General features: G+C 66.4%; 26 protein-coding genes and 1 other RNA gene. 11 read left to right on the top strand and 16 right to left on the bottom strand.

What is annotated here, in order from left to right; all coding sequences use genetic code 11:
• Positions 1–36 precede the first annotated feature (36 nt).
• The 14 genes from tolB to KQ910_RS22030 form a co-directional block, all read right to left on the bottom strand.
• Positions 37–1,359, bottom strand: a complete 1,323-nt coding sequence (tolB, locus tag KQ910_RS22095) for a Tol-Pal system beta propeller repeat protein TolB (RefSeq protein WP_216965310.1) — start codon at positions 1,357–1,359, stop codon at positions 37–39.
• 42 nt (positions 1,360–1,401) lie between these two features.
• Positions 1,402–2,328 carry a cell envelope integrity protein TolA gene (tolA, locus tag KQ910_RS22090; RefSeq protein WP_216965308.1) on the bottom strand — a complete coding sequence of 309 codons (927 nt, stop codon included), beginning with the start codon at positions 2,326–2,328 and terminating at the stop codon, positions 1,402–1,404.
• 52 nt (positions 2,329–2,380) lie between these two features.
• The gene (gene tolR / locus KQ910_RS22085) at positions 2,381–2,926 is read right to left on the bottom strand and encodes a protein TolR (RefSeq protein ID WP_216965306.1); all 546 of its coding nucleotides are present in this window, start codon (positions 2,924–2,926) and stop codon (positions 2,381–2,383) included.
• Complete coding sequence (gene tolQ / locus KQ910_RS22080; RefSeq protein WP_216965304.1) at positions 2,926–3,660, bottom strand: protein TolQ; 735 nt, start codon at positions 3,658–3,660, stop codon at positions 2,926–2,928. The genes tolR and tolQ overlap by 1 nt, the downstream gene beginning before the upstream one ends.
• 17 nt (positions 3,661–3,677) lie before the next feature.
• Entirely contained in the window at positions 3,678–4,157 is a 480-nt protein-coding gene (gene ybgC / locus KQ910_RS22075) for a tol-pal system-associated acyl-CoA thioesterase (RefSeq protein WP_369408422.1), read from the bottom strand.
• Positions 4,154–5,212 (bottom strand): Holliday junction branch migration DNA helicase RuvB, encoded by a 1,059-nt coding sequence (ruvB, locus tag KQ910_RS22070; protein ID WP_216965302.1) that lies wholly within the window; start codon positions 5,210–5,212, stop codon positions 4,154–4,156. The genes ybgC and ruvB overlap by 4 nt, the downstream gene beginning before the upstream one ends.
• Positions 5,209–5,823 carry a Holliday junction branch migration protein RuvA gene (ruvA, locus tag KQ910_RS22065; protein WP_216965300.1) on the bottom strand — a complete coding sequence of 205 codons (615 nt, stop codon included), beginning with the start codon at positions 5,821–5,823 and terminating at the stop codon, positions 5,209–5,211. Before ruvA ends, ruvB begins: the two co-directional genes overlap by 4 nt.
• Entirely contained in the window at positions 5,820–6,311 is a 492-nt protein-coding gene (gene ruvC / locus KQ910_RS22060; protein WP_216965298.1) for a crossover junction endodeoxyribonuclease RuvC, read from the bottom strand. The genes ruvA and ruvC overlap by 4 nt, the downstream gene beginning before the upstream one ends.
• 10 nt (positions 6,312–6,321) lie before the next feature.
• The gene (locus KQ910_RS22055; protein WP_216965296.1) at positions 6,322–7,080 is read right to left on the bottom strand and encodes a YebC/PmpR family DNA-binding transcriptional regulator; all 759 of its coding nucleotides are present in this window, start codon (positions 7,078–7,080) and stop codon (positions 6,322–6,324) included.
• A 303-nt stretch (positions 7,081–7,383) separates the two neighbouring features.
• Complete coding sequence (locus KQ910_RS22050; RefSeq protein ID WP_216965294.1) at positions 7,384–8,190, bottom strand: TIGR00282 family metallophosphoesterase; 807 nt, start codon at positions 8,188–8,190, stop codon at positions 7,384–7,386.
• Positions 8,191–8,193: 3 nt separating this feature from the next.
• A complete protein-coding gene (locus KQ910_RS22045) occupies positions 8,194–8,769 on the bottom strand; it encodes a 5-formyltetrahydrofolate cyclo-ligase (RefSeq protein ID WP_216965292.1) in 576 nt (191 codons plus the stop codon).
• 24 nt (positions 8,770–8,793) lie between these two features.
• Positions 8,794–8,950: non-coding RNA, 6S RNA (ssrS, locus tag KQ910_RS22040), on the bottom strand.
• A gap of 60 nt (positions 8,951–9,010) precedes the next feature.
• Positions 9,011–9,343 (bottom strand): cell division protein ZapA, encoded by a 333-nt coding sequence (locus KQ910_RS22035; protein ID WP_216965290.1) that lies wholly within the window; start codon positions 9,341–9,343, stop codon positions 9,011–9,013.
• 110 nt (positions 9,344–9,453) lie between these two features.
• Positions 9,454–9,687, bottom strand: a complete 234-nt coding sequence (locus KQ910_RS22030) for a hypothetical protein (protein ID WP_216965288.1) — start codon at positions 9,685–9,687, stop codon at positions 9,454–9,456.
• A gap of 215 nt (positions 9,688–9,902) precedes the next feature.
• On the opposite strand from KQ910_RS22030, the gene tkt reads away from it, so the two are divergent.
• Positions 9,903–11,891 carry a transketolase gene (gene tkt, locus KQ910_RS22025; protein ID WP_216965285.1) on the top strand — a complete coding sequence of 663 codons (1,989 nt, stop codon included), beginning with the start codon at positions 9,903–9,905 and terminating at the stop codon, positions 11,889–11,891.
• 13 nt (positions 11,892–11,904) lie between these two features.
• The gene (gap, locus tag KQ910_RS22020; protein WP_216965283.1) at positions 11,905–12,909 is read left to right on the top strand and encodes a type I glyceraldehyde-3-phosphate dehydrogenase; all 1,005 of its coding nucleotides are present in this window, start codon (positions 11,905–11,907) and stop codon (positions 12,907–12,909) included.
• A 17-nt stretch (positions 12,910–12,926) separates the two neighbouring features.
• On the opposite strand, the gene KQ910_RS22015 is transcribed toward gap, so the two are convergent.
• Both KQ910_RS22015 and KQ910_RS22010 read right to left on the bottom strand, forming a co-directional pair.
• Positions 12,927–13,673 carry a GntR family transcriptional regulator gene (locus KQ910_RS22015; RefSeq protein WP_216965280.1) on the bottom strand — a complete coding sequence of 249 codons (747 nt, stop codon included), beginning with the start codon at positions 13,671–13,673 and terminating at the stop codon, positions 12,927–12,929.
• Positions 13,663–14,943 (bottom strand): Zn-dependent hydrolase, encoded by a 1,281-nt coding sequence (locus tag KQ910_RS22010; RefSeq protein WP_216965279.1) that lies wholly within the window; start codon positions 14,941–14,943, stop codon positions 13,663–13,665. Before KQ910_RS22010 ends, KQ910_RS22015 begins: the two co-directional genes overlap by 11 nt.
• 72 nt (positions 14,944–15,015) lie before the next feature.
• Here KQ910_RS22010 and KQ910_RS22005 point away from each other — a divergent pair, with 72 nt between their 5' ends.
• The 9 genes from KQ910_RS22005 (at position 15,016) to KQ910_RS21965 (ending at position 22,604) form a co-directional block, all read left to right on the top strand.
• Complete coding sequence (locus tag KQ910_RS22005; RefSeq protein ID WP_229600852.1) at positions 15,016–15,930, top strand: polysaccharide deacetylase family protein; 915 nt, start codon at positions 15,016–15,018, stop codon at positions 15,928–15,930.
• Positions 15,931–15,988: 58 nt separating this feature from the next.
• Positions 15,989–17,083, top strand: coding sequence for an ABC transporter ATP-binding protein (locus KQ910_RS22000; protein WP_216965277.1), 1,095 nt, complete (start codon positions 15,989–15,991; stop codon positions 17,081–17,083).
• 19 nt (positions 17,084–17,102) lie between these two features.
• Positions 17,103–18,122: an extracellular solute-binding protein gene (locus KQ910_RS21995; RefSeq protein WP_216965275.1), complete on the top strand. Its 1,020-nt coding sequence runs from the start codon at positions 17,103–17,105 to the stop codon at positions 18,120–18,122.
• Between the two features lie 67 nt (positions 18,123–18,189).
• Complete coding sequence (locus KQ910_RS21990) at positions 18,190–19,092, top strand: ABC transporter permease (protein ID WP_216965273.1); 903 nt, start codon at positions 18,190–18,192, stop codon at positions 19,090–19,092.
• Entirely contained in the window at positions 19,079–19,906 is an 828-nt protein-coding gene (locus KQ910_RS21985) for an ABC transporter permease (RefSeq protein ID WP_216965270.1), read from the top strand. The genes KQ910_RS21990 and KQ910_RS21985 overlap by 14 nt, the downstream gene beginning before the upstream one ends.
• Before the next feature lie 13 nt (positions 19,907–19,919).
• On the top strand, positions 19,920–20,393 hold the full coding sequence (locus tag KQ910_RS21980; protein WP_216965268.1) for an ureidoglycolate lyase: 474 nt from the start codon (positions 19,920–19,922) through the stop codon (positions 20,391–20,393).
• 14 nt (positions 20,394–20,407) lie between these two features.
• Positions 20,408–21,331 (top strand): polysaccharide deacetylase family protein, encoded by a 924-nt coding sequence (locus KQ910_RS21975; protein WP_216965266.1) that lies wholly within the window; start codon positions 20,408–20,410, stop codon positions 21,329–21,331.
• A 20-nt stretch (positions 21,332–21,351) separates the two neighbouring features.
• Complete coding sequence (locus tag KQ910_RS21970) at positions 21,352–21,684, top strand: hypothetical protein (RefSeq protein WP_216965264.1); 333 nt, start codon at positions 21,352–21,354, stop codon at positions 21,682–21,684.
• Complete coding sequence (locus KQ910_RS21965) at positions 21,681–22,604, top strand: allantoinase PuuE (RefSeq protein ID WP_216965262.1); 924 nt, start codon at positions 21,681–21,683, stop codon at positions 22,602–22,604. The genes KQ910_RS21970 and KQ910_RS21965 overlap by 4 nt, the downstream gene beginning before the upstream one ends.
• Positions 22,605–22,607: the final 3 nt, after the last annotated feature.

Raw genomic sequence — 22,607 nt, 5'->3', positions numbered from 1 at the left:
CTACGCACGGGTCGACAGAAAAGATCATATATTTCGCTACTGCGGAATCAAGGGTGACCACGCCGGGTCCGATGCGTCGGTCGGCGTCGGCACCTGCCGCTCGAAGCGGCCGGTGATATCGACCTGGTGCAGCGTCGCGGAGCCCGCGCGGCCCCCCGAGCTGGGCTGCTGGCGGAAGAACATCAGCACGCGTCCGTTGGGCGCCCAGGTCGGGCCTTCCACGAGGAAGCCGTTGGCCAGCATGCGTTCGCCGCTGCCGTCCGCCCGCATCACGCCGATGCCGAAGCTGCCGGCCGAGATCTTGGTGAAGGCGATGAAGTCGCCACGCGGCGACCAGACCGGCGTGGCGTAGCGGCCTTCGCCGAAGCTGATGCGCCGCTCGCCACCGCCGCCTGCGCTCATGACGTAGAGCTGCTGGGTGCCGCCGCGATCGGAGTTGAACACGATCTGCGCGCCATCGGCCGAGAAGCAGGGCGAGGTGTCGATGGCCGGCGAGTTGGTCAGGCGGCGGAGCTGCCGGCCGCGCACGTCCATCTCGTAGATGTTGGTACGGCCGTTCTCCGCGATGCTCATGACGACCTTGCTGCCGTCGGGGGAGAAGCGCGGCGCGAAGCTCATGCCCGGGAAATTGCCGAGCAGTTCGCGGCGGCCGCTGTCGACGTTCTGTAGATAGACGCGCGGCGGGCCGTTGTTTTCGCCGTACGCCATGTAGACCAGTTCCTGAAGCGTCGGCGAGAAGCGCGGCGTCAGGGCAAGGGTCTTGCCGTCGGTGATGTAGCGATTGTTGGCGCCATCCTGGTCCATGATGGCGATGCGCTTGACCCGGGCATTGGCCGGACCGGTCTCGGAGACATAGGCGACGCGGGTGTCGAAGTAGCCCTCCTCGCCCGTCACGCGCTTGTAGATCGCATCGGAGATGATGTGCGCGAGGCGCCGCCAGTTGTTGGGCTGGCTGGTGAAGGAAAGGCCGGTGGCCTGCTGGCTTGTCACGACGTCCCAGAGCCGGAAGTCGACCTTGATGTTGCCGCCGACCGACGTGACCTGGCCGACGACAAGGCCGGCCGCCCCGACACTGCGCCAGTCCTGGAAACGCGGCGGCGAGGTCGCGTCGACATCCTTCTGGATGTAGGAGCCCGAGGGGATGACGCGAAACAGTCCGCAGTTCTGCAGGTTGTTGCGAATGACACCCGCCATCTGTGCACCCACCGCGTCGCCCTTGAAGTCGACGATGGCGATCGGCACCGGCTCGAAGCTCGGCCGTGTCATATCGATGGTGAGCTGTGCGCGAGCGGTGCTCGCAGCGCCAATCGCGGCAAGCGCCACGCCGCCCAGCAGGGTCGTCCGTCGGTGAAGCATCATGTCGGACCTCTTCATCTCAAGGTTTCTATAGGGTGGAGGGGTCTAGTAGTCGCGTGGATCGAAATTGAATGTGATGGATTTCCAGCTCGTGAACTTTTCTGGCGAAAGCGGCCAGGGCTGGCAACGCGGATTCATGATGGCGCGATGGGCGGCGTCGGCGGCGGCACGATAGACCGGGTCGCTATTGTAGCGCCCGGGATCGCGCAGTTCAGCTTTCACCGGCGTGCCGTTCTGGTTCATTTCAACGACGAACGAAATGATCATCGCTTGGTCACGGGAGCCGCCCTGCGTGTTCCAGCACGGCCGGATCCTCTGGCGCACGCCCTCGATCTCGCTGGCCGTGACGACGGCGGCGAGATTGGGAGCCGCCGGCGCCTGCCGCGTGACCTGCTGCACCGGCTTGGGCTGCTGCTCGGGCGTCTGCACCTTCGACGGCGACTGCTTGTTCTTCAGGATGTCGTCGATCATCGAATCGACGCTCTGCTTCGGTGGTGTCGGCTTCGGCGGCGGCGGTTTGGGCGGCTCGGGCTTCTTCACCTCGGGCGCGGGCTTGGGCGGCTCCGGCGGCTTCTCCACCTTCGGCGGCTCTGGCTCCTTGGGCTTCATCGCCACGAGATCCTCGACCGGCTTCGCGGCCTCCGTCTTCGGCTTCTCCTCCGGCTTCGGGGGGGCCGGCGGCTTGGGCGGCTCGACCACTTCCGGTGGCTTGGGAGTCGGCGGCGACGGCGGCGGTTCGGCCGACTTGGGCGGCGGCGCCTTTGTCGTCTCCTGGGCGATCGGCACGTCCTTGGGCTGCGGCGGCGGATTGCCCACCGTCGGCGCAGCGGCCTTTGCGGCGATGGCCTCGAACTCGACCATCACGGGCTCGGGTTCCAACGGCGGCGGCTTGCCGAAGAAGTCGAGGTTCAGCACCGCCGCCCCCAGCACGAAGACGTGCACCATCGACGACACGATCGCCGGTGTGCGCATTTCGATACTGGAAGGGTGACGCCGAGCCATCGCCTGTCTGGATCCGTCTCTCTTAACGCCGCTGGGCCGGCGCCTGGGGTTGCGGCGTAGGCGCCCGCGGCGCGGGCTGGGCCGGCGTGGCCGGGCTCACCGTGCCGCCGCCTCGTCCGAGCGCCTGCGCCTGCTCGCCGAGCAGGCCGAGCTGGCGGAAACCGCTGTCGATCACCACACCCATGACCTCCATCATCTTCCCGTAGTCGACACTCTTGTCGCCACGCATGAAGACGCGCTGGTCGGGCTTCTCCTCATGGATCGCCTTCAGCTTGGCGCCGAGCTCGGCCACGTCGTACTTGGTCTCGCCGAGGAAAACCTCGCCCTGGGAATTGACCGAGACGACCATCGGCTCGTCCTTGCCGCCGACTTGGCTGGCGCTGGTCTTCGGCAGGTCGACCGGCACGCCGACCTGCAGGAGCGGCGCCGTCACCATGAAGATGATCAGCAACACCAGCATGACGTCGACGAGCGGCGTCACGTTGATGTCGGCGATGGGCGTATAGCTTCGCCGCTTGAACTTGCTGCCCGACGAGTTGGCGCCGGGTGCCGGAATGACGCCGGACATCAGACCTGTTCCTCGAGCTGCCGCGACAGGATGGTGATGAACTCACCGGCGAAGGCCTCGAGCTGCTGGGCGTAGCGCGAGACCTGGCCTGACAGGATGTTGTAGGCGGCGGCTGCGGGAATGGCGGCCACCAGGCCGATGGCGGTCGCGAACAGCGCCTCCGAGATGCCGGGCGCCACCACCGCAAGCGAGGTGTTCTTGGACTGCGCGATGTGGCTGAAGCTGTTCATGATGCCCCACACCGTGCCGAACAGGCCGACGAAGGTGGCGTTGGCGCCGACGGTGGCGAGGAAACCCAGGCGCTTTTCGATCGCCTCCATCTCGCGCTGGATGGTGACGCCCATCACCTGCTCGATACGCTGGCGCAATGCCGCGCGCGCCGTAGCGCTCGACGCCAGGCCCTTGGAGACCGAGCGGCGCCATTCGCGCATGGCGGCGGAGAAGATACTCGACATGGGATCGTCCGGCTTGGCGCCGACGCGGTCGTAGAGGTCCTCGAGCGAAACGCCCGACCAGAACGTGTCTTCGAAGGTCTGGGCGCTGCGCTTCAGCGAGCGCAGGCGGAGAACCTTCTCGAAGATGATCGCCCATGACCAGAACGAGGCCAGAAGCAGCAGGATCATGATGGCTTTCACGACCCAGTCGGCCTGCATGAACAGGCCGTAGACGGACATGTCGATTGTCCCCGTGCCGCCGCCGAGGGGGGCTCCGGCGACCTGCGCAAACGCGTCCATTTATGTTCTCCGTTGGTTCAAGAGGGTTGTATCCGAATATGGCGTGAGCGGGGCGATCCGTTCACGGCTACCTGGGCCAGGGCAGTCCGCACGAGCGGCGGCAATCGGACAGGCCGACCGCCCTCGCCCATGCAGGCGACGACGAGTTCGGCTCGAACCAGGATCTCTTCACCGCGGCGCGCATGCTGGAGCATGTCCAGCGAGGCGCCACGCAATTCGCCGCAGCTTGTGACGATCTCGATCGTATCGTCCAGCCGCGCGGGCTTCAGGTAGTCGATGGCGCAACGACGCACGACCCAGTTGACGCCGCGCTCCTCGCGCAGCGCCGTATGCTGCTGCCCGAGAAGCCGCAGAAGTTCAGTGCGCCCACGCTCCAGGAAGCGCAGCCAGTTGGCGTAATAGACGATGCCGGCGGCATCCGTATCTTCATAGTAGACGCGCAACGGCAGCACGTGGGTACCGTCGTCGATGCGGCCCGAGGTCGGCGCCGCGGTCACGCTTCCTCCACCGGGCCGCCACCCGCCAGCAGATCGAGCTGCTGCTTCTGGCCCTTGGGAATCGAAAGGCCGAGATGGCGATAGCCGCCTTCCGACAGCAACCGGCCGCGCGGGGTACGCATCAACAGGCCGAGTTGCATCAGGTAGGGCTCGATCACGTCCTCGATGACGTCGCGCTGTTCCGCCAGGGCGGCGGCCAGCGTTTCGGCTCCCACGGGTCCGCCGCCGTAATTCTCGGCGATGCAGGCGAGGTAACGGCGGTCCATGGCGTCCAGGCCACGCCCATCGACTTCGAGGCGCGTCAGGGCCGCGTCCGCGATCCGGGCGTCGACGTCGGCATTGCCGGCGACCGCGGCGAAGTCGCGGACCCGGCGCAGCAGCCGGTTGGCGACGCGCGGCGTGCCGCGCGAGCGCTTGGCGATCTCGGCGCTGCCGTCCGCCGCCAGCGACATCTTCAGGACGCGCGCGGCGCGCTGCACGATCGTCTCCAGTTCGGCCGGTTCGTAGAACACCATGCGCAGCGGAATACCGAAGCGCTCGCGCAACGGCCGCGTCATGAGGCCCGAGCGCGTCGTGGCGCCGACCAGCGTGAACGGCGGCAGTTCGATGCGCACCGACCGGGCCGCAGGTCCCTCGCCGATCATCAGGTCGAGCTGGAAATCCTCCATCGCGGGATAGAGGACTTCCTCGATTGCAGGATTGAGACGGTGGATCTCGTCGATAAACAGCACATCGTGCGGCTGTAGATTCGTGAGCTGCGCCGCGAGGTCCCCCGCCTTCTGGATGACAGGCCCCGAGGTCGCGCGAAAGCCCACGCCCATCTCGCGCGCCACGATCTGCGCCATCGTGGTCTTGCCGAGGCCGGGCGGCCCGTGCAGCAGCACGTGATCCAGCGCCTCGCCACGCCCCTTGGCGGCGGTGATGAAGATCTTCAGGTTTTCCCGGACCTGCTTCTGGCCGATGAAATCGTCGAGCGTCTGCGGGCGCAGCGCCAGCTCGGCCGCGTCTTCCTCGGCGCGCGTGCCAGTCACCAGGCGCTCCGGAACGGCATTCATCGTGCAAGCTCCTGCAGGCCGGCGCGGATCACGGCGTCGAGCCTGGCCTCGGCACCGAGCCGCTGGGTGACGCGAGCGACGGCGCCGAAGGCCTCGACCCGCTTGTAGCCGAGATTGACGAGGGCGGAGATCGCGTCCTCGTTGATCGACCCGGCGGCAGCGGCCGGCGCACCCGCGTTGCTCTCCGACGCAGGAGCCGGCGCGATGCCGAAGGCGGCGGCCTTGTCCTTCAATTCCGTTGCAAGCCGCGCGGCGAGCTTGGGCCCGACGCCGGCCGGCCGCGAGAGAGTGCCCTTGTCCTGCGCGGCGATGGCGCGCGCGATCTCGTCCGGCGACAGGGTCGACAGGATCGACAGGGCGACCCGCGCGCCTACGCCCTGCACCGTCGTCAGGATACGAAACCAGTCGCGCTCGGCCGTTCCGAGGAACCCATAGAGCGAGATCGCATCCTCGCGCACGATCGTCTCGACCAGCATCGTGGCCTGACCGCCGACCGCAAGATCGCGCAGCGTGCGCGCCGAGGCCGAGACCAGATAGCCCACGCCGCCCACGTCGATGACGGCGCTGTCGGTGTCAACCGAGTCGACGAGGCCCTTCAACTTGGCGATCACAGCGCGGCCTCGATCCGCCGCGCCGTGGCGCGATGATGGGCATGGCAGATGGCGACGGCCAGGGCGTCGGCCGCGTCCGCCTTGGCGACCACGCCAGGCAGCAGCCGGCTCACCATCATGGCGATCTGGTTCTTGTCGGCGTGCCCCGCTCCGACGACCGACTTCTTCACGAGGTTCGCCGAATACTCGAACACTTCGAGGCCCGCGCGGGCGGGCGCCAGCATGACGACGCCGCGCGCCTGGCCGAGCTTCAGGGTCGAACCGGGATTGACGTTCACGAAGGTCTCCTCGACCGCGGCCTCGATCGGGCGCTGCGCTTCGATGACGCCGGCGACGCCCTCGAACAATTCCCTCAGTCGCTCCGCCAGCGTGCCCGCCGGGGCAACTTTCACGACTCCGTGGGCCACATGGCGCAGCCTGTTGCCTTCGACCTCGATCACACCCCAGCCGGTCAACCGCAGGCCGGGGTCGAGGCCGATCAATCTCATCCCGCCCGACTCAGGCCGCGAACTTCGCCAGAGCGTCGTCCGAAACCTCGAAGTTGGCGTAGACGTTCTGGACGTCGTCGTTGTCCTCGAGGGCGGCGATCAGATCGAGCATGGCCTGCACGGTCTCACCCTCGATCGGCGCGCCGGTCTTGGGACGCCAGGTCAGTTTGGCCACGCTGGGCTGGCCCAGCGACTTTTCGAGCGCCTCGCGCACCAGGTTGAAGTCGTCCTGGGCGCAGTAGATCTCGTGGAACGCGCCCTCGCCCTCCCCGCTCACCACATCGTCGGCGCCCGCCTCGATCGCCTTCTCCATAACTTCGTCGGCGCTGCCGACGGAGAGCGGGAAGCGGAACTCGCCCAGCCGGTCGAACATGAACGACACGCTGTTGGATTCACCCAGGTTGCCGCCATGCTTGGAGAAGCTCGATCGGACTTCGCCCGCCGTCCGGTTGCGATTGTTGGTCAACGCCTCGACGATCACCGCGACGCCGGCCGGGCCGTAGCCCTCATAGCGCACCTCGTCGTAATTCGCGTCGGCGTCCGTGCCCGAGCCTCGCTTGATGGCGCGATCGATCGTGTCGCGAGTCATGTTGTTTTCGCGCGCGGTGATGATCGCCGCCCGCAGACGTGGATTTGACGCGGGATCGGCAGCGCCAAGCCGGGCGGCGGTCGTGATCTCGCGGATCAGCTTGGTGAAGATCTTGGCCCGCACGGCGTCCTGACGCCCTTTGCGGTGCATGATGTTCTTGAATTGGGAATGCCCCGCCATCGCAGACAACCAGATTAGGTAATGAGAAGAGCCGCCTATACCACTTCTCGTGGGTTTTGGCAGGCAGGCAGGCGCCCCAACCGGCCGTTGGGACAAAAAAAGGCGGGGGCCGAAGCCCCCGCTAAAAAACGTCGGAATCTTGATTCCGACGCCCCCTCTAACCTAGAAGACCGTTCGCCGAATGTGGCGAAAAACTCTTTAACTTCAAAAGGATGCCGGTTTTTCCCCAAGCCGTCAACGGCGCTCTTCAAGCCACTTCTAATAGGTGTGCAGGGTGCGTGACGGATACCAAATACGGGAAAGTCAGGCGGTCGGCGCCAGCCGCCCCCCCACCCTGACCGGCCGGATCGACCTGGCGAGACCGGTCCGGTCGTCGGTTTCGACCACCGCGGCGCACAAAGTACCCTCGCCCTCGGCCGGCGACAGGCGTTCGCCCGGCATTTTCCGGATGAATCGCTGCATCGCGACCTCCTTCTTCATGCCGATGACGCTGTCATAGTCCCCGCACATGCCCACATCGGTCTGATAGGCGGTCCCACCCGGAAGGACCCAACCGTCGGCCGTCGGGACGTGGCTGTGGCTGCCCAGGACCGCGGAGGCGCGGCCATCGCAGAAATGGCCAATGGACTGCTTTTCGCTCGTCGCCTCCCCGTGAACGTCGATCAGGATCAACTGCGCGCCGCGGCCCAGGGCATATTTCGACAATTCGGCGTCCAGCGCGCGGAACGGGTCGTCGAGCGCGTCCATGAACAGCCGGCACATGACATTGATCACCACGATCTTCTGGCCGCGTGGCGTCTGGAACAGGTTGGCGCCCCATCCCGGCGTCCCCGGCGGGAAGTTGATCGGCCGCAACAGGCGCTTGTCCTGCGCGATGTAGGGAATGATCTCCCGCTGGTCCCAGGCATGGTTGCCGGTGGTGATGCAATCGACCCCAGCCTCATGGAGTTCGGCGCAGATCTTGGCGGTGATGCCGAAGCCGGCAGCCGCGTTCTCGCCGTTGACGACCACGAAATCCAGTCCGAGTTCGCGCCGCAGCCGCGGCACTTCCTTGACGACCGCGTCGCGGCCGGCGCGGCCGACGATGTCGCCGCAAAACATGATTTTCATGCGCTAGACAAAGGCGCAAGCGCGCCGATCGGTCAACAGCCAATCCAGCCGCTGGTCGTCGGCGCCGTGCGGAACCTCCGCTACCAATTGCAGATCGAAGCCGACACCGATCGCCGTCACCGCGCGCCGCCGGCGCAGGTCCACGAGCGTGCGGTCGTAGAAGCCGCCACCGTAACCCAGCCGCCAGCCTTCGCCGTCACAGGCGAGCAGCGGCACGATCAGCACGTCCGGTTCGATCGCCCCGGAGGCGGCCGGAGGCTGCAGAGTGCCGAACACCCCGGCTTCCAAAGGCTCGCCGGGGCGCCAGGCACGGAACAGCAGACGCTGGCCCCGGCCCTGCACCACCGGCAGCGCGAGCCGGCAGCCTTTGTCGACCAGAGCATCCATCAGCGGACGGATGTCGATTTCATCCCTGATCGGCCAGAAGCCAGACACGACGGCCGGCGACTGGAACGGCGATTCGAGGAGAAACTGTTCACGAAGGCTCGCCGCGGCGGCGCGGCGGGCCACGTCGCCGAGGTTCTCGCGCTTGGCCAGCATGGCGGCGCGCAAGGCCCGCTTGCTGTCGATCAGGGTCATCCTGCGCTGCCGGAATTCGAGTGGGGCGGCTCCACGATAGGCCGTAGCTCGTAGAACCACCAAGGCCTGCAAAAGCAGGTGGGCGTCGTGTAGCCAAGACCAGGGTCAAGGCTAGGTACAACTCCCAGGAGTTCTTATTGGCCCCGGGGTTTTAAGCGACCTACGCACCGCGCAGAAATCCGCCCCGCACCCAATCTAGGCACTCGGGGCGGCTACCGCAATGCGCGGTCGCGACCTCGTTTCACGCCGCGCCGCTGACTTTCTTCGACATCTTGTCGACACGCGCCGTGATCAGGTCCTCCAGCGCAGTCGCCAGCGTCTCGGCGCTGTCCGTCGCGCTGGCACGGGCTGTCTCGGCTGCCTTGGCGGCGCCGCGCGCTTCGCGGCTTTCCTCGGCGAGCAGCAGCGAGGCGAATACCAGCAGCTTGAACTCCGGCGTGCCGGGAAGCTGGCGGCGAAGCTCGCTGACCTTTTCCTCGACATAGGCGGCCAGTTCCTGGACGCGCGCTTCCTCGCCCTCACCGCAGGCGAGCTCATAGGTGCGATTGGCGATTTGAACCGATACTTGCGGCATTTTCCGCTTCTCCTACTTTTTGCGCCTTATCCGGCGTTTGAGGGTAGTCGCAGTCTGCCACGTCACTTTCGGCGACGCACTCCTGCCCTGGGGAGGAAAAGGATGAATCCCTACGACTGGTCGGCAGCCAGCAGCGAACGAATATATTCCATCGCCCGTTCGAGCCGGGCCTCGACCTCGATCGCCACCCGCTTCAATTCCTCATGCTCGCTCTCGACCTTCGCGAGGCGTGCAGAGAGTTCCTCGGAACGAGCCTGTTCGGCGCTCAGTCGTTCGTCGACCATCGCCTCGAGCCGGCTGAGCGCGCTGTCGACCCGGTCCTTTGCGGTGGCTGCCCTGGACATCGTTCCCCCGACAGCGGATCGCCGTTCGTCGCCCGGCTGAATCTGCTCCATCGGCGAAGGATAAGAGGTGTGCCTGTGAGCGGTCAACATCTTGCCCCCGAGAGGGGTAAAAGCCCGCAATATGTTGGCCTTGGCTGCGGTTTTGCGCATTGACGCGCCATGGGGTGGTCGTCATGTTGCGCGCCATTCGAAAACCCATACGGTACAAGCTCAAAATGACCGAACAGACCGCTGCCCCGCGCGATATGGCGAACGCCATCAGGGCCTTGGCCATGGACGCCGTGCAGCAGGCGGATTCGGGGCATCCCGGCATGCCGATGGGCATGGCCGACGTGGCCACCGTCCTGTTCTCAAGGTTCCTGAAGTTCGACGCCTCGGAGCCCAACTGGCCCGATCGCGACCGTTTCATCCTGTCGGCCGGCCACGGCTCGATGCTGCTCTATTCTTTGCTGCATCTCACCGGCTACGCCGACATGACCCTCGACGAGCTGAAGAAGTTCCGCCAGCTCGGCGCCCGAACCGCCGGCCATCCCGAGTACGGCCATGCGAGCGGCATCGAGACGACGACCGGCCCGCTGGGCCAGGGCCTCGGCAACTCGGTGGGCTTCGCGCTGGCCGAGCGTGCGCTCAGCGAGCGCTTCGGCCGCGATATCGTCGACCACTTCACCTACGTCATCGCCGGCGACGGCTGCCTGATGGAAGGCGTCGGCCAGGAAGCGATCACTCTGGCCGGCCATCTCGGCCTCGGCCGCCTGATCGTGCTGTTCGACGACAACGGCATCTCGATCGACGGCCCGACCTCGCTGTCGACCTCGGAAGACCACAAGAAGCGCTTCGCCGCCGCAGGCTGGCACGTCCTTTCGGTCGACGGCCATGATGCCGAGGCCGTCACGCGCGCCATCCGCAAGGCGCGTAACGTCACCGACAAGCCCTCGCTGATCGCCTGCAAGACGGTGATCGGCTACGGCGCACCGACCAAGGCCGGCACCGCCGCCACGCACGGCTCGCCGCTCGGCAAGGACGAGATCGCCGGCGCCCGCGCCAAGCTGGGCTGGAACCACGGCCCGTTCGACATTCCCGAGGCGATCTTCTCGGCGTGGCGCAAGATCGGCGCCCGTGGCAAGTCGGCTCGCCGCAAGTGGAACAAGAACCTCGCCGCGATGGCGCCCGAGGATCGCGCCGAGTTCGACCGCCGCCAGAAGGGCGACCTGCCACCGGCCGTCGGCGAGGCGATCGCGGCCTTCAAGGCGAAGCTCGCTGCCGACAAGCCCGCCTGGGCGACTCGCAAGTCGAGCCAGGAGGCACTCGAGGTCATCAACCCGGTGCTGCCCGACACGATCGGCGGCTCGGCCGACCTGACCGGCTCGAACAACACCAAGACGGCCACGCTGAAGGGCGCCTCGCGCACCGATACCGCCGGCCGCTACATCTATTACGGCATCCGCGAGCACGCGATGGCCGCGGCGATGAACGGCATGGCGCTGCATGGCGGCGTCATTCCCTACGGCGGCACCTTCATGGTGTTCACCGACTATTGCCGGCCATCGATCCGCCTCTCGGCGCTGATGGGCATCCGGGTCATCTACGTGATGACGCACGACTCGATCGGCCTCGGCGAGGACGGCCCGACCCACCAGCCGGTCGAGCATCTCCCCGCCCTGCGCGCCATTCCCAACCTGCAGGTCCTTCGTCCCGCCGACGCCATCGAGACCGCGGAATGCTGGCAGATCGCGCTCGAGGCGAAGCACACGCCGAGCATCCTCGCCCTCACCCGCCAGAACCTGCCGACCTTGCGCGGCGCGGGCGACGAGAACCTGTGCGCCAAGGGCGCCTACATCCTGGCGGGCGAAGAGTCCGCTCCCATCCGCCTGATCGCATCAGGCTCGGAAGTACAGCTCGCTCTGGCGGCCCGCGATCTCCTGACTAAAGAAGGCAAGGAGGCCGCCGTTGTCTCAATGCCGTCGTGGGAGTTGTTCTCGGCGCAGGACGACACATATCGCAACAGGGTCATGGGTGCCGACGGCACCGTGCGCGTGGCCTGCGAGGCGGCGACCGGCTTCGGCTGGGAACGCTGGCTCGGCGCCAAGGGCGCTTTCGTCGGCATGAAGGGCTTCGGCGCTTCGGCCAAGGCATCCGATCTCTACAAGCATTTCGGCATCACCGCCGAGGCGATCGCGGAAGCGGCGCGTCGGCTGGCGTCATAAACGGAGGAAAGACATGGCTGTTCGTGTTGCAATCAACGGCTTCGGCCGCATCGGCCGCAATGTGCTGCGCGCCATCATCGAGTCCGGCCGCAAGGACATCGAGGTCGTGGCGATCAACGATCTCGGCCCGGTCGAGACCAACGCTCACCTCTTCCGCTTCGACTCGGTTCACGGCCGCTTCAACGGCGAAGTGAAGGTCGACGGCGACACGATCGACGTGGGCCGCGGCCCGATCAAGGTCACCGCCGAGCGCGATCCCTCCAAGCTGCCGCACAAGGCGATGGGCGTCGACATCGCGCTGGAGTGCACCGGCATCTTCACTTCGAAGGACAAGGCCTCGGCCCACCTGACCGCCGGCGCCAAGCGTGTCCTGGTGTCCGCGCCGGCCGACGGCGCCGACCTCACGGTCGTCTACGGCGTGAACCATGACAAGCTCACCAAGGACCACGTCATCGTCTCGAACGCCTCGTGCACGACCAACTGCCTGGCCCCGGTCGCCAAGGTCCTGAACGACGCGGTCGGCATCGACCACGGCTTCATGACGACCATCCACGCCTATACGGGCGACCAGCCGACGCTCGACACGATGCACAAGGACATGTACCGCGGCCGTGCCGCCGCGCTGTCGATGATCCCGACCTCGACCGGCGCCGCCAAGGCCGTCGGCCTCGTGCTGCCGGAACTGAACGGCAAGCTCGACGGCGTGTCGATCCGCGTGCCGACGCCGAACGTCTCGTGCATCGACTTCAAGTTCGTCGCCAAGCGCAAAACCGACAAGGAAGAGATCAACAAGGCCATCAAGCTGGCCGCCGCCAACCAGCTCAAGGGCATCCTGGGCTGGACCGACCAGCCCAACGTCTCGATCGACTTCAACCATGACAGCCACTCGTCGACCTTCCACATGGACCAGACCAAGGTCATGGAAGGCACGCTGGTCCGCGTGATGAGCTGGTACGACAACGAGTGGGGCTTCTCCAACCGCATGGCCGACACCGCCGTCGCGATGGGCAAGCTCTAAGGCCGGTCGAAGCCTTCTCAACTCGAACGGGCGCCCTGCGGGGCGCCCGTTTTCGTTTCGCGTGCCTTGATGCCGCGAAATGCCTCTTCGAGATCGGTGGACTGCCGCTCGGGCGCGCGCGAGGCCTGCAGTGTCACGAGACCGGCGAGATGGCCGAGCATCAGCTTCGCGGCCTTGTCTTCCTTGCCGCCCAGAATCGCCTCGGCGATGTCGCCGTGATCGTGAGGGCCGGCGCAGTTCGTGAGCTGCTGCGGCGCGGCGATCGAAAAGTGCATGGTCGAGCGCGTGAGCAGGCCGCGCAACAGCCGCGTCAGCTCGTCGTTGCCGCAAAGCTCCGCGAGCAGGACGTGGAACTCGCCCGACAATTCGAACAGCCGGCCGCGATCGTCGCGGCGCGTGGCCGCCTTCTCCTCGGTGACATGCGCCTTGAGGCGCTTTGCAGCCGCCGTAGTGTGGCCTTCGCTGAGCCGGCGCACGATCGCCGCCTCCAGCATCGAGCGGACGTCGTAGATCTCCCGCATCTCCTCGACCGTGAGCGAAGGCACGAAGGTGCCGCGGTTGGGGATCGCGGTGAGCCAGCCCTCGTGCACCAGCCGGTGCAGCGCCTTGCGCACGCGCTCGCGGCTGACGCCCAGCACGCGCGCCAGCGCCGGCTCCTGCAGCTTGGTGCCGGGCGCCAGCCGGCCCATGTGCATCGCCCGCCGGATCGCGCCATACACCGCCTCGTCGGCGGCGACGTCGCCCTTCATCGGCTTACGCGGCATCGATCTCCTCCACCGCGGCAACCAGCAAACGGAGTCCCTGCGCGAAATCGGCGAGGTCCATGGCCTCGTCGGGATTGTGGCTGCCGTGATCGTTGCGGATGAAGATCATTGCGGTCGGCACGCCCATGATGCCGAACACCGCCGCGTCGTGCCCCGCCCCGCTGGCCATCGGCAGCGCGTCGATGCCGAGTTCGGTCGCCAGCCGCTCGATACGCACACGGTGCGCGCGATCGATCGGACCGGGCTTGGCATTGGTGAAGGCGCCGAGATCGATCGTGACGCCACGCCGTGCGCCGATCTCGTGGGCGATCTCGCGCAGCCGCCGATCGACCGCGAGCAGCACCTCGTTGTCCTCGCTGCGGATGTCCATCGAGAACCAGAGTTCGCCCGGGATCTTGGTCATCGTGTGAACGGCCGTGTCGGTGTGGAACTGGCCGACGGTGCAGACGAGATCCTTGCCGGCCGCCTCATGTTCAAGCCAGAGCGCTTCCAGGCACGACACGAATTCCACTCCGGCCATCACCGCGTCGTTGCGCGAAAGTCTCGGCTCGGCGCCGGCATGGCCATATCGGCCGACGATATGCGGATTGCGGTATCGCAGGTTGCCTCGAATGCCGGTGACGATTCCCACTGGCAGGCCATGATCAACGAGGACCGGTCCCTGCTCGATATGGAGTTCGAGGAAACAGGCGATACGCGCGGGATCGAGTTGCCGCTCGCAGGCGCGGATGCGCTCGGGCGCGAAGCCCGACTCCCTCATGTGCTCGGCCAGCGAGCGGCCGGTGTCGGGACGCTTGCAGGCATCGAGCGCCTCCGGCTCCAGCAGGCCGAAGGCCGCGCGGCTGCCGATATAGGGCGCGGGGAACCATGAAAGCTCCTCCGCGCGCACGCCCATCACGGTGATGTCGCGCTTCGGCCGGCGGCCGGCGCGGTGCCAGCGCGCCAGCATCGCCATGCCGGCGACCACGCCCGCCGCGCCGTCGTAGTTGCCGCCCTCCGGCACCGAATCGAGATGCGAACCCGTCATGATGGCGGGCAGCGAGCGGTCCTGCCCCGGCAGGGTCAGATAGAGATTGCCGGCGGCATCGATGCGCTTCTCCAGCCCCAGCGACTGGCCGATGCCTTGCATCAGCTCGTGCGCCATCTGCTCGCCCTCGCCGTAGGACGCGCGGGTGACGCCGAGGCGGCCCCTGGAATGCGTGCGCAGATGCTCGAACCATTGGCCTGCCAAGGCTGTTTCAGGGTCGAGATCGCGGTGGAGTTCGGTCATGGGCCTGCCGCCGATTGGTAAAATTATGTGCACATAACGTCAAGAAATGTGCACATCCTGTTGGAGGAAGACATGCAAGGCGTGAGCCAGATGCGCGACCTGGTGGGCTATGGCGGCACGCCGCCGGCCTGGAAGCTGCCCGGGGACGCCAAACTCGCCGTCTCGATGGTGGTCAACTTCGAGGAAGGCGCGGAGCTGGCCGTCAGCGACGGCGACCCGCAGGCCGAGAAGATTTCCGAGGTCGTGAGCGTGGTGCCACCCGGCCGCTGGGACCAGGGCAACGAGCAGATCTTCGCCTACGGCATGCGCGCCGGCATCTGGCGCATGCTGGCCGCGCTGGAGAAGCACCGGCGGCCCGTCACCTTCTACATGTGCGGTCGCGCGGTCGAGCGCCTGCCGCAGCTCGCCCGGCGGATCGTCGACGCCGGCCACGAGGCCGCCTGCCATGGCTGGCTGTGGCGGCCCCATGCCGACTACGCCGACCGGACGGACGAATTGCAGGATCTCCGGCGCTGCGTCGAGGCCATGGAAAAGGCCACGGGCCAGCGACCCACGGGCTTTTTCTGTCGCGGCAGCGAGAGCCGCGAGACGCGGTCGATCCTGCGCGAACTGGGTTTCGGCTATGCCAGCAACGGCTTCGATGACGACCTTCCCTATTGGGACAGGTCCGACCCGCAACATCCTCTGCTGGTCCTGCCCTACGCCCTCGACAGCAACGACATGAAGTTCTTCCATCCCAACGGCTTCGTGCGCGCCGACGAGATGGTGGACTATGTACGCGACGCCATAGAAATGCTGCTGGAGGAAGGCGAGGCCGGCCATCCGAAGCTGCTGAACATCGGCTGGCACCTGCGCATCGCCGGCCGCCCCGGCCGCTTCGCCGCCTTCAAGCGCGTGCTCGCCCTGCTCGATTCCTACGGCGAGAAAGTGTGGATCGCGCGGCGCGACGAGATCGCGGCGTCGTGGCGGGAACAATTCCCGGCATGAGGGACCTGCCGATGGTTGGCATGCCCCTTGCGTTTGTCGCCTGCGGGAGGCGGCACATTTGCAGGATGTAGCGACAAACAAGGCGGCGCGTGCGCTGGACTTCGAGGACCTGAGCGTCCGCTACGGACAGTCGCTGGCCGTCGACGGCGTCACGCTCGCCATCGAGCCCGGCGAGGTCGTCGCCCTGCTCGGCCCTTCCGGATGTGGAAAGACCACGCTTCTCAGGGTCATTGCGGGCTTCGTCCGGCAGGCCACCGGTCGCGTGCGGGTCGATGGAGCGACCATCGACCATCTCCCGTCCAACCAGCGCAACATCGGCATCGTCTTCCAGAACTACGCCCTCTTCCCGCACATGACGGTGGCGGAGAACGTTGCCTATGGCCTGCGCGCTCGCGGGAACCGCGGGCCGGAGGTCCAGTCCACGGTCTCGCGCTTCCTCGACACCGTCCAGCTCGGTGCCTTCCACCAGCGCCTGCCGCGCCAGCTCTCGGGCGGCCAGCAGCAGCGCGTGGCGCTCGCGCGTGCACTTGCCATCGAGCCCTCGATCCTTCTGCTCGACGAGCCCTTCGCCGCCCTCGACCGCAACCTGCGTCTCGACATGCAGATCGAGATCAAGCGCCTGCAGCGGACGCTTGGCCTCACCACCATTCTCGTGACGCACGACCAGGACGAAGCGATGAGCGTCGCCGATCGGATCGCCGTCATGAACAAGGGCAAGGTCGAGCAGTTCGATACACCCGTCGCGATCTACGACCGGCCGCAGACGCTCTTCGTCAACGGTTTCATCGGGACCACCAATCTGATGAATGGCAAGGTCGCCTCTCTTCAGAACGGCATGGCGACGATCGCGCTGGATGCCGGCGCCAGCCTCAGCCTGCCCGCGCCCGCCGGCATCGGTCTTGGCGCACCGGTACACATGTCGGTCCGGCCCGAGCAGCTGGCCCTTTCCTCCGTCCCTGGCCCCGATAGCTGGAAGATCGAGCCAGGTCTCGCGTTGCCCATCGGCGCGCAGCTCGTGCACGAGGCCCGCACCGCCGACGGCACGTTCCTGAAGATCATCGAGCCACGCCGCACGGTCGTAAGCGAGGCGGCCCGCGCCTATTGCGCCCTGGCCGCCGACGCGCGTCCCACGCTTTTCCCGCGTTCAACCTGACAACCACGGAGACTCTTCCATGATCACCCGCAGACATCTCCTCGCCGGCGCTACCGCCCTCGGAGGCGCCTCTCTCCTCCCTTCGATCGCATATGCCAAAGGCAGCGTCGCCGCCGCCATCTATCCCGGCACCTGGGAGGAGGCATTCCGCGCCATCGTGGCCCCGGCCTTGAAGAAGAAGGACAGCATCGATCTCGAGCTTCAGCCACTGTTCGCCGTCGATCAGGTGGCCAAAGCCAAGGCCGCGCGCGGGGCGCCGCCGTTCGATGCCTTCGTGCTCGATCCCGGCCCGCGCATCACCGCCATCGAGGGCGGCCTGTTCGAGAAACTCGATGCCAAGAAGCTCACCAACGCGTCCAAGCTGCCAGCCGGCCTGGTCGACGAATGGGGCGTCGGCGTCAACGCGCAGGTCGTGGGCATCGCCTACAATCCCAAGAAGGTACCGGCGCCGAAGGGCTGGAAGGATCTGTTCAGCGATCCGTGGGTCTCGCGGCTGGGCATCACCGGCTTCCAGACGACCTTCGGGACGGTGTCCCTGATCGAGATCGCCAAGGTGTTCGGCGGCTCGGAGACCAACATCGAGCCGGCACTCGCGGAGCTGAAGAAGGTGCTGCCCAAGATCGCCGCGGTCGGCCAGCCGGCCGCCATGCCGGGCCTTTTCCAGCAAGGCCAATGCGACGTGATCTACACCAACACCCAGACCGTCGCGACGCTGAAGGGCCGCGGCGTCGACATCGAATTCGTGAAGCCCGAGACGGGCGCCATCACCTTCCTCACGACCTTGCACATCGCCAAGGGCGCGGCCGATGCCGACAACGCCTACAAGTACATCGACCTCGTCGCCGGCAAGGAGGTGCAGGAGGCGCTGACCAAGCCGCCCTACAACTTCGTGCCGGTCAACAAGGACGTGCCGCTCCCCGACTACCTGCCGATGAAGAGCCTCGACGAGATGTCGAGCTTCATCCGCCACGACTGGGCCAAGATCAATCCGCTGCGCGCCGGCTGGATCGAAAAGTTCAACAAGGAAATGGCCAAGTGATTTCAGCTTGCCTCCTCATTCAAATGGGGAGGTGCCCCCGTTATCGGGGGCGGAGGGGTCATGATCGATGCGCACGATGACCCCTCCGTCGCCTGGCGGCGCCACGTCCCCCGCTGAAGGGGGAGGAAAGCGCTCCGTCCTCGCCGAGTGGCAGCTCGCGCTGCCGCTCGCGCTGGCCTTCGCCTCGATCTTCCTGGCGCCGCTGCTCATGCTGGTCGGCGTCAGCTTCTTCAACGACGACAAGATCAGCCAGCCGGGTTTCGGCCAGTGGGCCAAGTTCCTCGGCGATCCCTTCAGCTACAAGGTGATCGCCGACACGATGCTGCTTGGCGTGAAGACGGTGGGCGCCACCATCCTGATCGGCTACCCGCTGGCGCTGGTCTACCTCGATGCATCGCCACGCGTGCAGAAGGTGCTGATCTTCGTCATCGTGATGCCCCTGCTGCTTTCCGTGGTGGTCCGCACCTTCGCCTGGATCGTGGTGCTGGGCCGCGAAGGCGTGGTCAATACCGTGCTGATGCAGCTTGGTCTCATCTCCGAGCCCCTGCGCCTCCTGCAGACCGAGCTCGGCCTCGTGATCTCCCTGACCCAGATCGAGATGCCGCTGATGCTGCTGCCGCTGATCAGCGTGATGTCGCGGCTCGATCCCAACCTGCGCGACGCTTCGGCGGCGCTGGGTGCTTCGCGCTGGCGTACCCTCTTCACCGTGATCGTCCCGCTCAGCATGCCGGGACTGGTGGCCGGCTGCCTGCTGGTCTTCGCCAGCTCGACCACCGCGTTCATCTCGCAGAGCGTGATCGGCGGCGTGCGGCTCATCTACCTGCCATTGCTCATCTGGCAGCAGTCGCTGGTCGTCTTCAACTGGCCGTTCGCCGCTGTGGTCTCGATCGCCCTGCTGATCTCCGTGCTCACCGTCGTCAGCGCCCTGTCGTGGCTCGGCCGCCGTTCTGGAGGCTATGTCCATGGGTAGGCGGCGAAGCTTCGGCGACATTTCCTACGGCGTGGTGATCTGGACGTTGGCCACGACCGCCCTGTTCATCATCGTGGCGCCGGTGGTGATCGTCCTCACCACGTCGTTCACGGAAGGCCGGTCGCTCAAGTTCCCGCCGACGGGATTTTCGTTGCAGTGGTACGAGGCCCTGTTCGATCCGTCGAAGTCCCGCCAGATCCACCGCGCCGTCGGAAACTCGCTCGAGGTGGCGGCGTGGTCGACCGGCTTCGGCGTGCTGCTGGGCTCGATGGCGGCGCTCGGCATCGCGCGCAACCGGCACCGTCTCGCGCGGGTGGCCGACGGCTTCTTCCTCTCGCCGCTCGTGCTGCCGGGACTCACGTTCGGCCTGGCCTCCCTGATGTATTTCACGCTGATCGGCTTCCGCCCGTCGCTGAACCTGATCATTGCCGGCCACATGATCGTGACCGTGCCGTTCATCCTGCGCACCACGAGCGCCAGCCTTTCCCAGCTCGACCCCGCCTTGAACGACAGTTCGCAGAGCCTGGGCGCGAGCTGGTTCTACACGCTGCGCCGCGTGACCCTGCCGCTGATCGCGCCCGGCATCTTCGCCGGCGCGTTCCTCGCGTTCATGGCCTCGATCGACAACGTGCCGGTCTCGCTGTTCCTGTCGACGGCACGCACCGACATGCTGCCCATCCGCATGTGGGGCATGATGGAATCCACCCTCGATCCGCGCATCGCCGCGGTGTCGGGCGTGTTGATCACCGCGGCCTTCCTGTTGATGCTGGTCATGGAATGGACGGTGGGATTGACCCGCCGCATGCGCGACTGACGAGGACCCGCCAATGGAACTGATCCCCCAGCCCCTCACCAAAGAAGCCTTTGCTCCCTTCGGCGACGTGATCGACGTGCCCGACACTGCCGGCCGTACCTACTACGAGGATGCGCTGGGCAATCTCCGCCCGACGGCCCACGCCAGCCTCTCGGTCAGCCTGAAGGCCGAGACGCCGGAGCGGCCGCTGCGCAGCGACTATCTTGAACGCCACGAATTTTCCTCTCAGACCTTCATGCCGCTCGACGTCAGCCGCTACCTGATCGTCGTGGCGCCGCACGCGGCGGCCGGCGGCCCCGACTTCGCGGGCGTGCGCGCCTTCATCGCCACCGGCAAGCAGGGTGTCACCTACCGGGCCAACACGTGGCACCACGGCCTCACCGTCCTCGACCGTCCCGGCCGCTTCGCCGTCTTCATGTGGCGCGACGGCGGCAAGGGGGATGAGGAGTTCGTGCCGGTCCCCCCCTTCACCGTCCGCATTCCCTGAGCCGGAGCCCCCCGATGCCCTACGAGGTTCGCCGCGATTTCATTGGCTACGGCGCCAATCCGCCCAACCCGAAATGGCCCGGCGGCGCGAGAATCGCCGTGAACTTCGTCATGAACTACGAGGAAGGTTCCGAACCCTCCATCCAGGATGGCGAGGGCCATACCGAGATCGGACTCAGCGATGCCGCGGGCATGGGTCAGTCGATCACGGGCCGCGACCTCGCGGCCGAGGGGCTGTTCGAATACGGCAGCAGGGTCGGCTTCTGGAGGCTGATGCGCCTCTTCCAGGAACGCGGCCTGCCGATGACGATCTTCGGCTGCGGCCTTGCGATGGAGCGCAATCCCGAAGCCTCTGCCGCCATCGCCAGGTCGGGCTTCGACGTCTGCTCGCATGGCTGGCGCTGGATCAAGCACTATGAGCTCGACGAGGCCACGGAGCGCGACCACATCCGCAAGGCCATCGCCGCCATCCAGAAGATGACAGGTGAGCGCCCGCTCGGCTGGTACTGCCGCTATGGGCCCGGCGTGAACACACGCCGCCTCGTCGTCGAGGAAGGCGGCTTCCTCTACGACAGCGACTATTACGGCGAGGAGCTGCCCTTCTGGGTGACCGTCGAGGGCAAGCCGCAGCTCGTCGTGCCCTACTCCGTCACCAACAATGACGGCCAGTTCGGCGCTTCCATCGGCACGTCGGACCAGTGGTTCTCCTTCGTGCGCGACGCGTTCGACATGCTCTACCGCGAGGGCGCCACCCAACCGAAGATGATGTCGATCGGCCTGCACATGCGCCTGATCGGCCATCCCGCCCGCGCCGTCGGCCTGCAGCGCCTGCTCGATCACATCCAGAAACATGAAGGCGTCTGGGTGACCCGTCGCCTCGACATTGCCCGCCACTGGATCAAGACCCATCCCTATCCGGGCAAAGGCCTGAATGAGTGACACCGTGTATTGTGGCGGCGATGGACCGCCCCGTAATCCTGGTACGAGACTGGAAGCAGACCGAGGCGGCGCTGCTGGCCGCACGCGCGGCGGGCACGGCGCCGGTGCTGCTGACGCCTGAAGATGCCGCCGCGATCTATGGCGCGGGTTACCTGGGCGCATTGCAGACGCGCGCGCGGCAGGAGTTCCCCGACGTCGATTTCACGCTCATCGTCGATTGCGGCGACACGCCGGGCTATGCACTCGCCTGCCTGCGTACCGGCGTCCGCAAGATCTCGATGGCGAAGCACAATGAGAAGATTGCCGACATCGCCCGTCAGATGGGCGCCGAACTGGTGAGGAGACCGTCATGAGTTGGGAACCGAAACGCGACCTCGTCGGCTACGGCGCCAATCCGCCCGACCCGAAATGGCCCGGCGGCGCCCGGCTCGCCATCAACTTCGTCGTGAACTTCGAGGAAGGCTCGGAGCCGTCGGTCCAGGATGGCGAGGGCTACACCGAGACGGGGCTCACCGAGTCGAGCACTTCCTCGATCGGACTGAAGGGCCGCGATCTCGCCGGCGAAGGCATGTTCGAGTATGGCAGCCGCGTCGGCTTCTGGCGCATCCATCGCGCCTTCCAGGAGCGTGGCCTGCCGCTCACCGTGTTCGGCTGCGCACTCGCGCTGGAGCGCAATCTGCCGGCCGCGGAGGCGATCCGGGCCGCCGGCTGGGACGTCTGCTGCCACGGCTGGCGCTGGGTGCGCCACTTCCAGCTCTCCGAAGAGGAGGAACGCGAGCACATCCGGAAGGCCATCAAGTCGCTGGAGCAGACGGTCGGCGAGCGGCCGGCTGGCTGGTACTGCCGCTATGGACCGAGCGTGAATACGCGCCGCCTGCTTATCGAGGAAGGCGGCTTCACTTACGACAGCGACTATTACGGCGAGGAACTGCCCTTCTGGCAGACCGTCGAGGGCAAGCCGCACCTGATCGTGCCCTATTCGCTGACCAACAACGACGGCAAGTACGCCGCCGGCATGGTCCACTCGGACCAGTGGTTCGGCTTGGTAAAGGACGCTTTCGACGTCCTCTACAAGGAAGGCTCGACCCAGCCCAAGATGATGTCGGTCGGCCTGCATCAGCGTCTGATCGGCCATCCCGCCCGCATGGCCGGCCTCTGGCGTTTCCTGGACTATGTGCAGCAGCACCAGGGCGTCTGGGTCACCAGGCGCCTCGACATTGCGAAGCACTGGATCGCTACCCATCCGTATCCCGGCAAAGGCCTCAACGAGTAGACA

Source organism: Reyranella humidisoli (assembly GCF_019039055.1).
In the GTDB taxonomy this organism is placed as follows: Bacteria; Pseudomonadota; Alphaproteobacteria; order Reyranellales; family Reyranellaceae; genus Reyranella; species Reyranella humidisoli.
The sequence above is the reverse complement of the archived record's forward strand: the minus strand, read 5'-3'. Positions and strand labels throughout refer to the sequence as shown.

Bases quoted from the DNA above. Each gene is read 5' to 3' on its own strand.
- KQ910_RS22050 (WP_216965294.1), bottom strand. From the start codon at position 8,190: ATGAAAATCATGTTTTGCGGCGACATCGTCGGCCGCGCCGGCCGCGAC.
- KQ910_RS21975 (WP_216965266.1), top strand. From the start codon at position 20,408: ATGCCCTACGAGGTTCGCCGCGATTTCATTGGCTACGGCGCCAATCCG.
- KQ910_RS22030 (WP_216965288.1), bottom strand. From the start codon at position 9,687: ATGTCCAGGGCAGCCACCGCAAAGGACCGGGTCGACAGCGCGCTCAGC.
- KQ910_RS21990 (WP_216965273.1), top strand. From the start codon at position 18,190: ATGCGCACGATGACCCCTCCGTCGCCTGGCGGCGCCACGTCCCCCGCT.
- ruvB (WP_216965302.1), bottom strand. From the start codon at position 5,212: ATGAATGCCGTTCCGGAGCGCCTGGTGACTGGCACGCGCGCCGAGGAA.
- tolA (WP_216965308.1), bottom strand. From the start codon at position 2,328: ATGCGCACACCGGCGATCGTGTCGTCGATGGTGCACGTCTTCGTGCTG.
- KQ910_RS21970 (WP_216965264.1), top strand. From the start codon at position 21,352: ATGGACCGCCCCGTAATCCTGGTACGAGACTGGAAGCAGACCGAGGCG.
- KQ910_RS22035 (WP_216965290.1), bottom strand. From the start codon at position 9,343: ATGCCGCAAGTATCGGTTCAAATCGCCAATCGCACCTATGAGCTCGCC.
- KQ910_RS21965 (WP_216965262.1), top strand. From the start codon at position 21,681: ATGAGTTGGGAACCGAAACGCGACCTCGTCGGCTACGGCGCCAATCCG.
- tkt (WP_216965285.1), top strand. From the start codon at position 9,903: ATGACCGAACAGACCGCTGCCCCGCGCGATATGGCGAACGCCATCAGG.
- KQ910_RS22045 (WP_216965292.1), bottom strand. From the start codon at position 8,769: ATGACCCTGATCGACAGCAAGCGGGCCTTGCGCGCCGCCATGCTGGCC.
- ruvC (WP_216965298.1), bottom strand. From the start codon at position 6,311: ATGAGATTGATCGGCCTCGACCCCGGCCTGCGGTTGACCGGCTGGGGT.
- KQ910_RS21995 (WP_216965275.1), top strand. From the start codon at position 17,103: ATGATCACCCGCAGACATCTCCTCGCCGGCGCTACCGCCCTCGGAGGC.
- KQ910_RS21985 (WP_216965270.1), top strand. From the start codon at position 19,079: ATGTCCATGGGTAGGCGGCGAAGCTTCGGCGACATTTCCTACGGCGTG.
- gap (WP_216965283.1), top strand. From the start codon at position 11,905: ATGGCTGTTCGTGTTGCAATCAACGGCTTCGGCCGCATCGGCCGCAAT.
- KQ910_RS22005 (WP_229600852.1), top strand. From the start codon at position 15,016: ATGCAAGGCGTGAGCCAGATGCGCGACCTGGTGGGCTATGGCGGCACG.
- KQ910_RS22055 (WP_216965296.1), bottom strand. From the start codon at position 7,080: ATGGCGGGGCATTCCCAATTCAAGAACATCATGCACCGCAAAGGGCGT.
- KQ910_RS21980 (WP_216965268.1), top strand. From the start codon at position 19,920: ATGGAACTGATCCCCCAGCCCCTCACCAAAGAAGCCTTTGCTCCCTTC.
- tolR (WP_216965306.1), bottom strand. From the start codon at position 2,926: ATGTCCGGCGTCATTCCGGCACCCGGCGCCAACTCGTCGGGCAGCAAG.
- KQ910_RS22010 (WP_216965279.1), bottom strand. From the start codon at position 14,943: ATGACCGAACTCCACCGCGATCTCGACCCTGAAACAGCCTTGGCAGGC.
- tolB (WP_216965310.1), bottom strand. From the start codon at position 1,359: ATGATGCTTCACCGACGGACGACCCTGCTGGGCGGCGTGGCGCTTGCC.
- KQ910_RS22015 (WP_216965280.1), bottom strand. From the start codon at position 13,673: ATGCCGCGTAAGCCGATGAAGGGCGACGTCGCCGCCGACGAGGCGGTG.
- tolQ (WP_216965304.1), bottom strand. From the start codon at position 3,660: ATGGACGCGTTTGCGCAGGTCGCCGGAGCCCCCCTCGGCGGCGGCACG.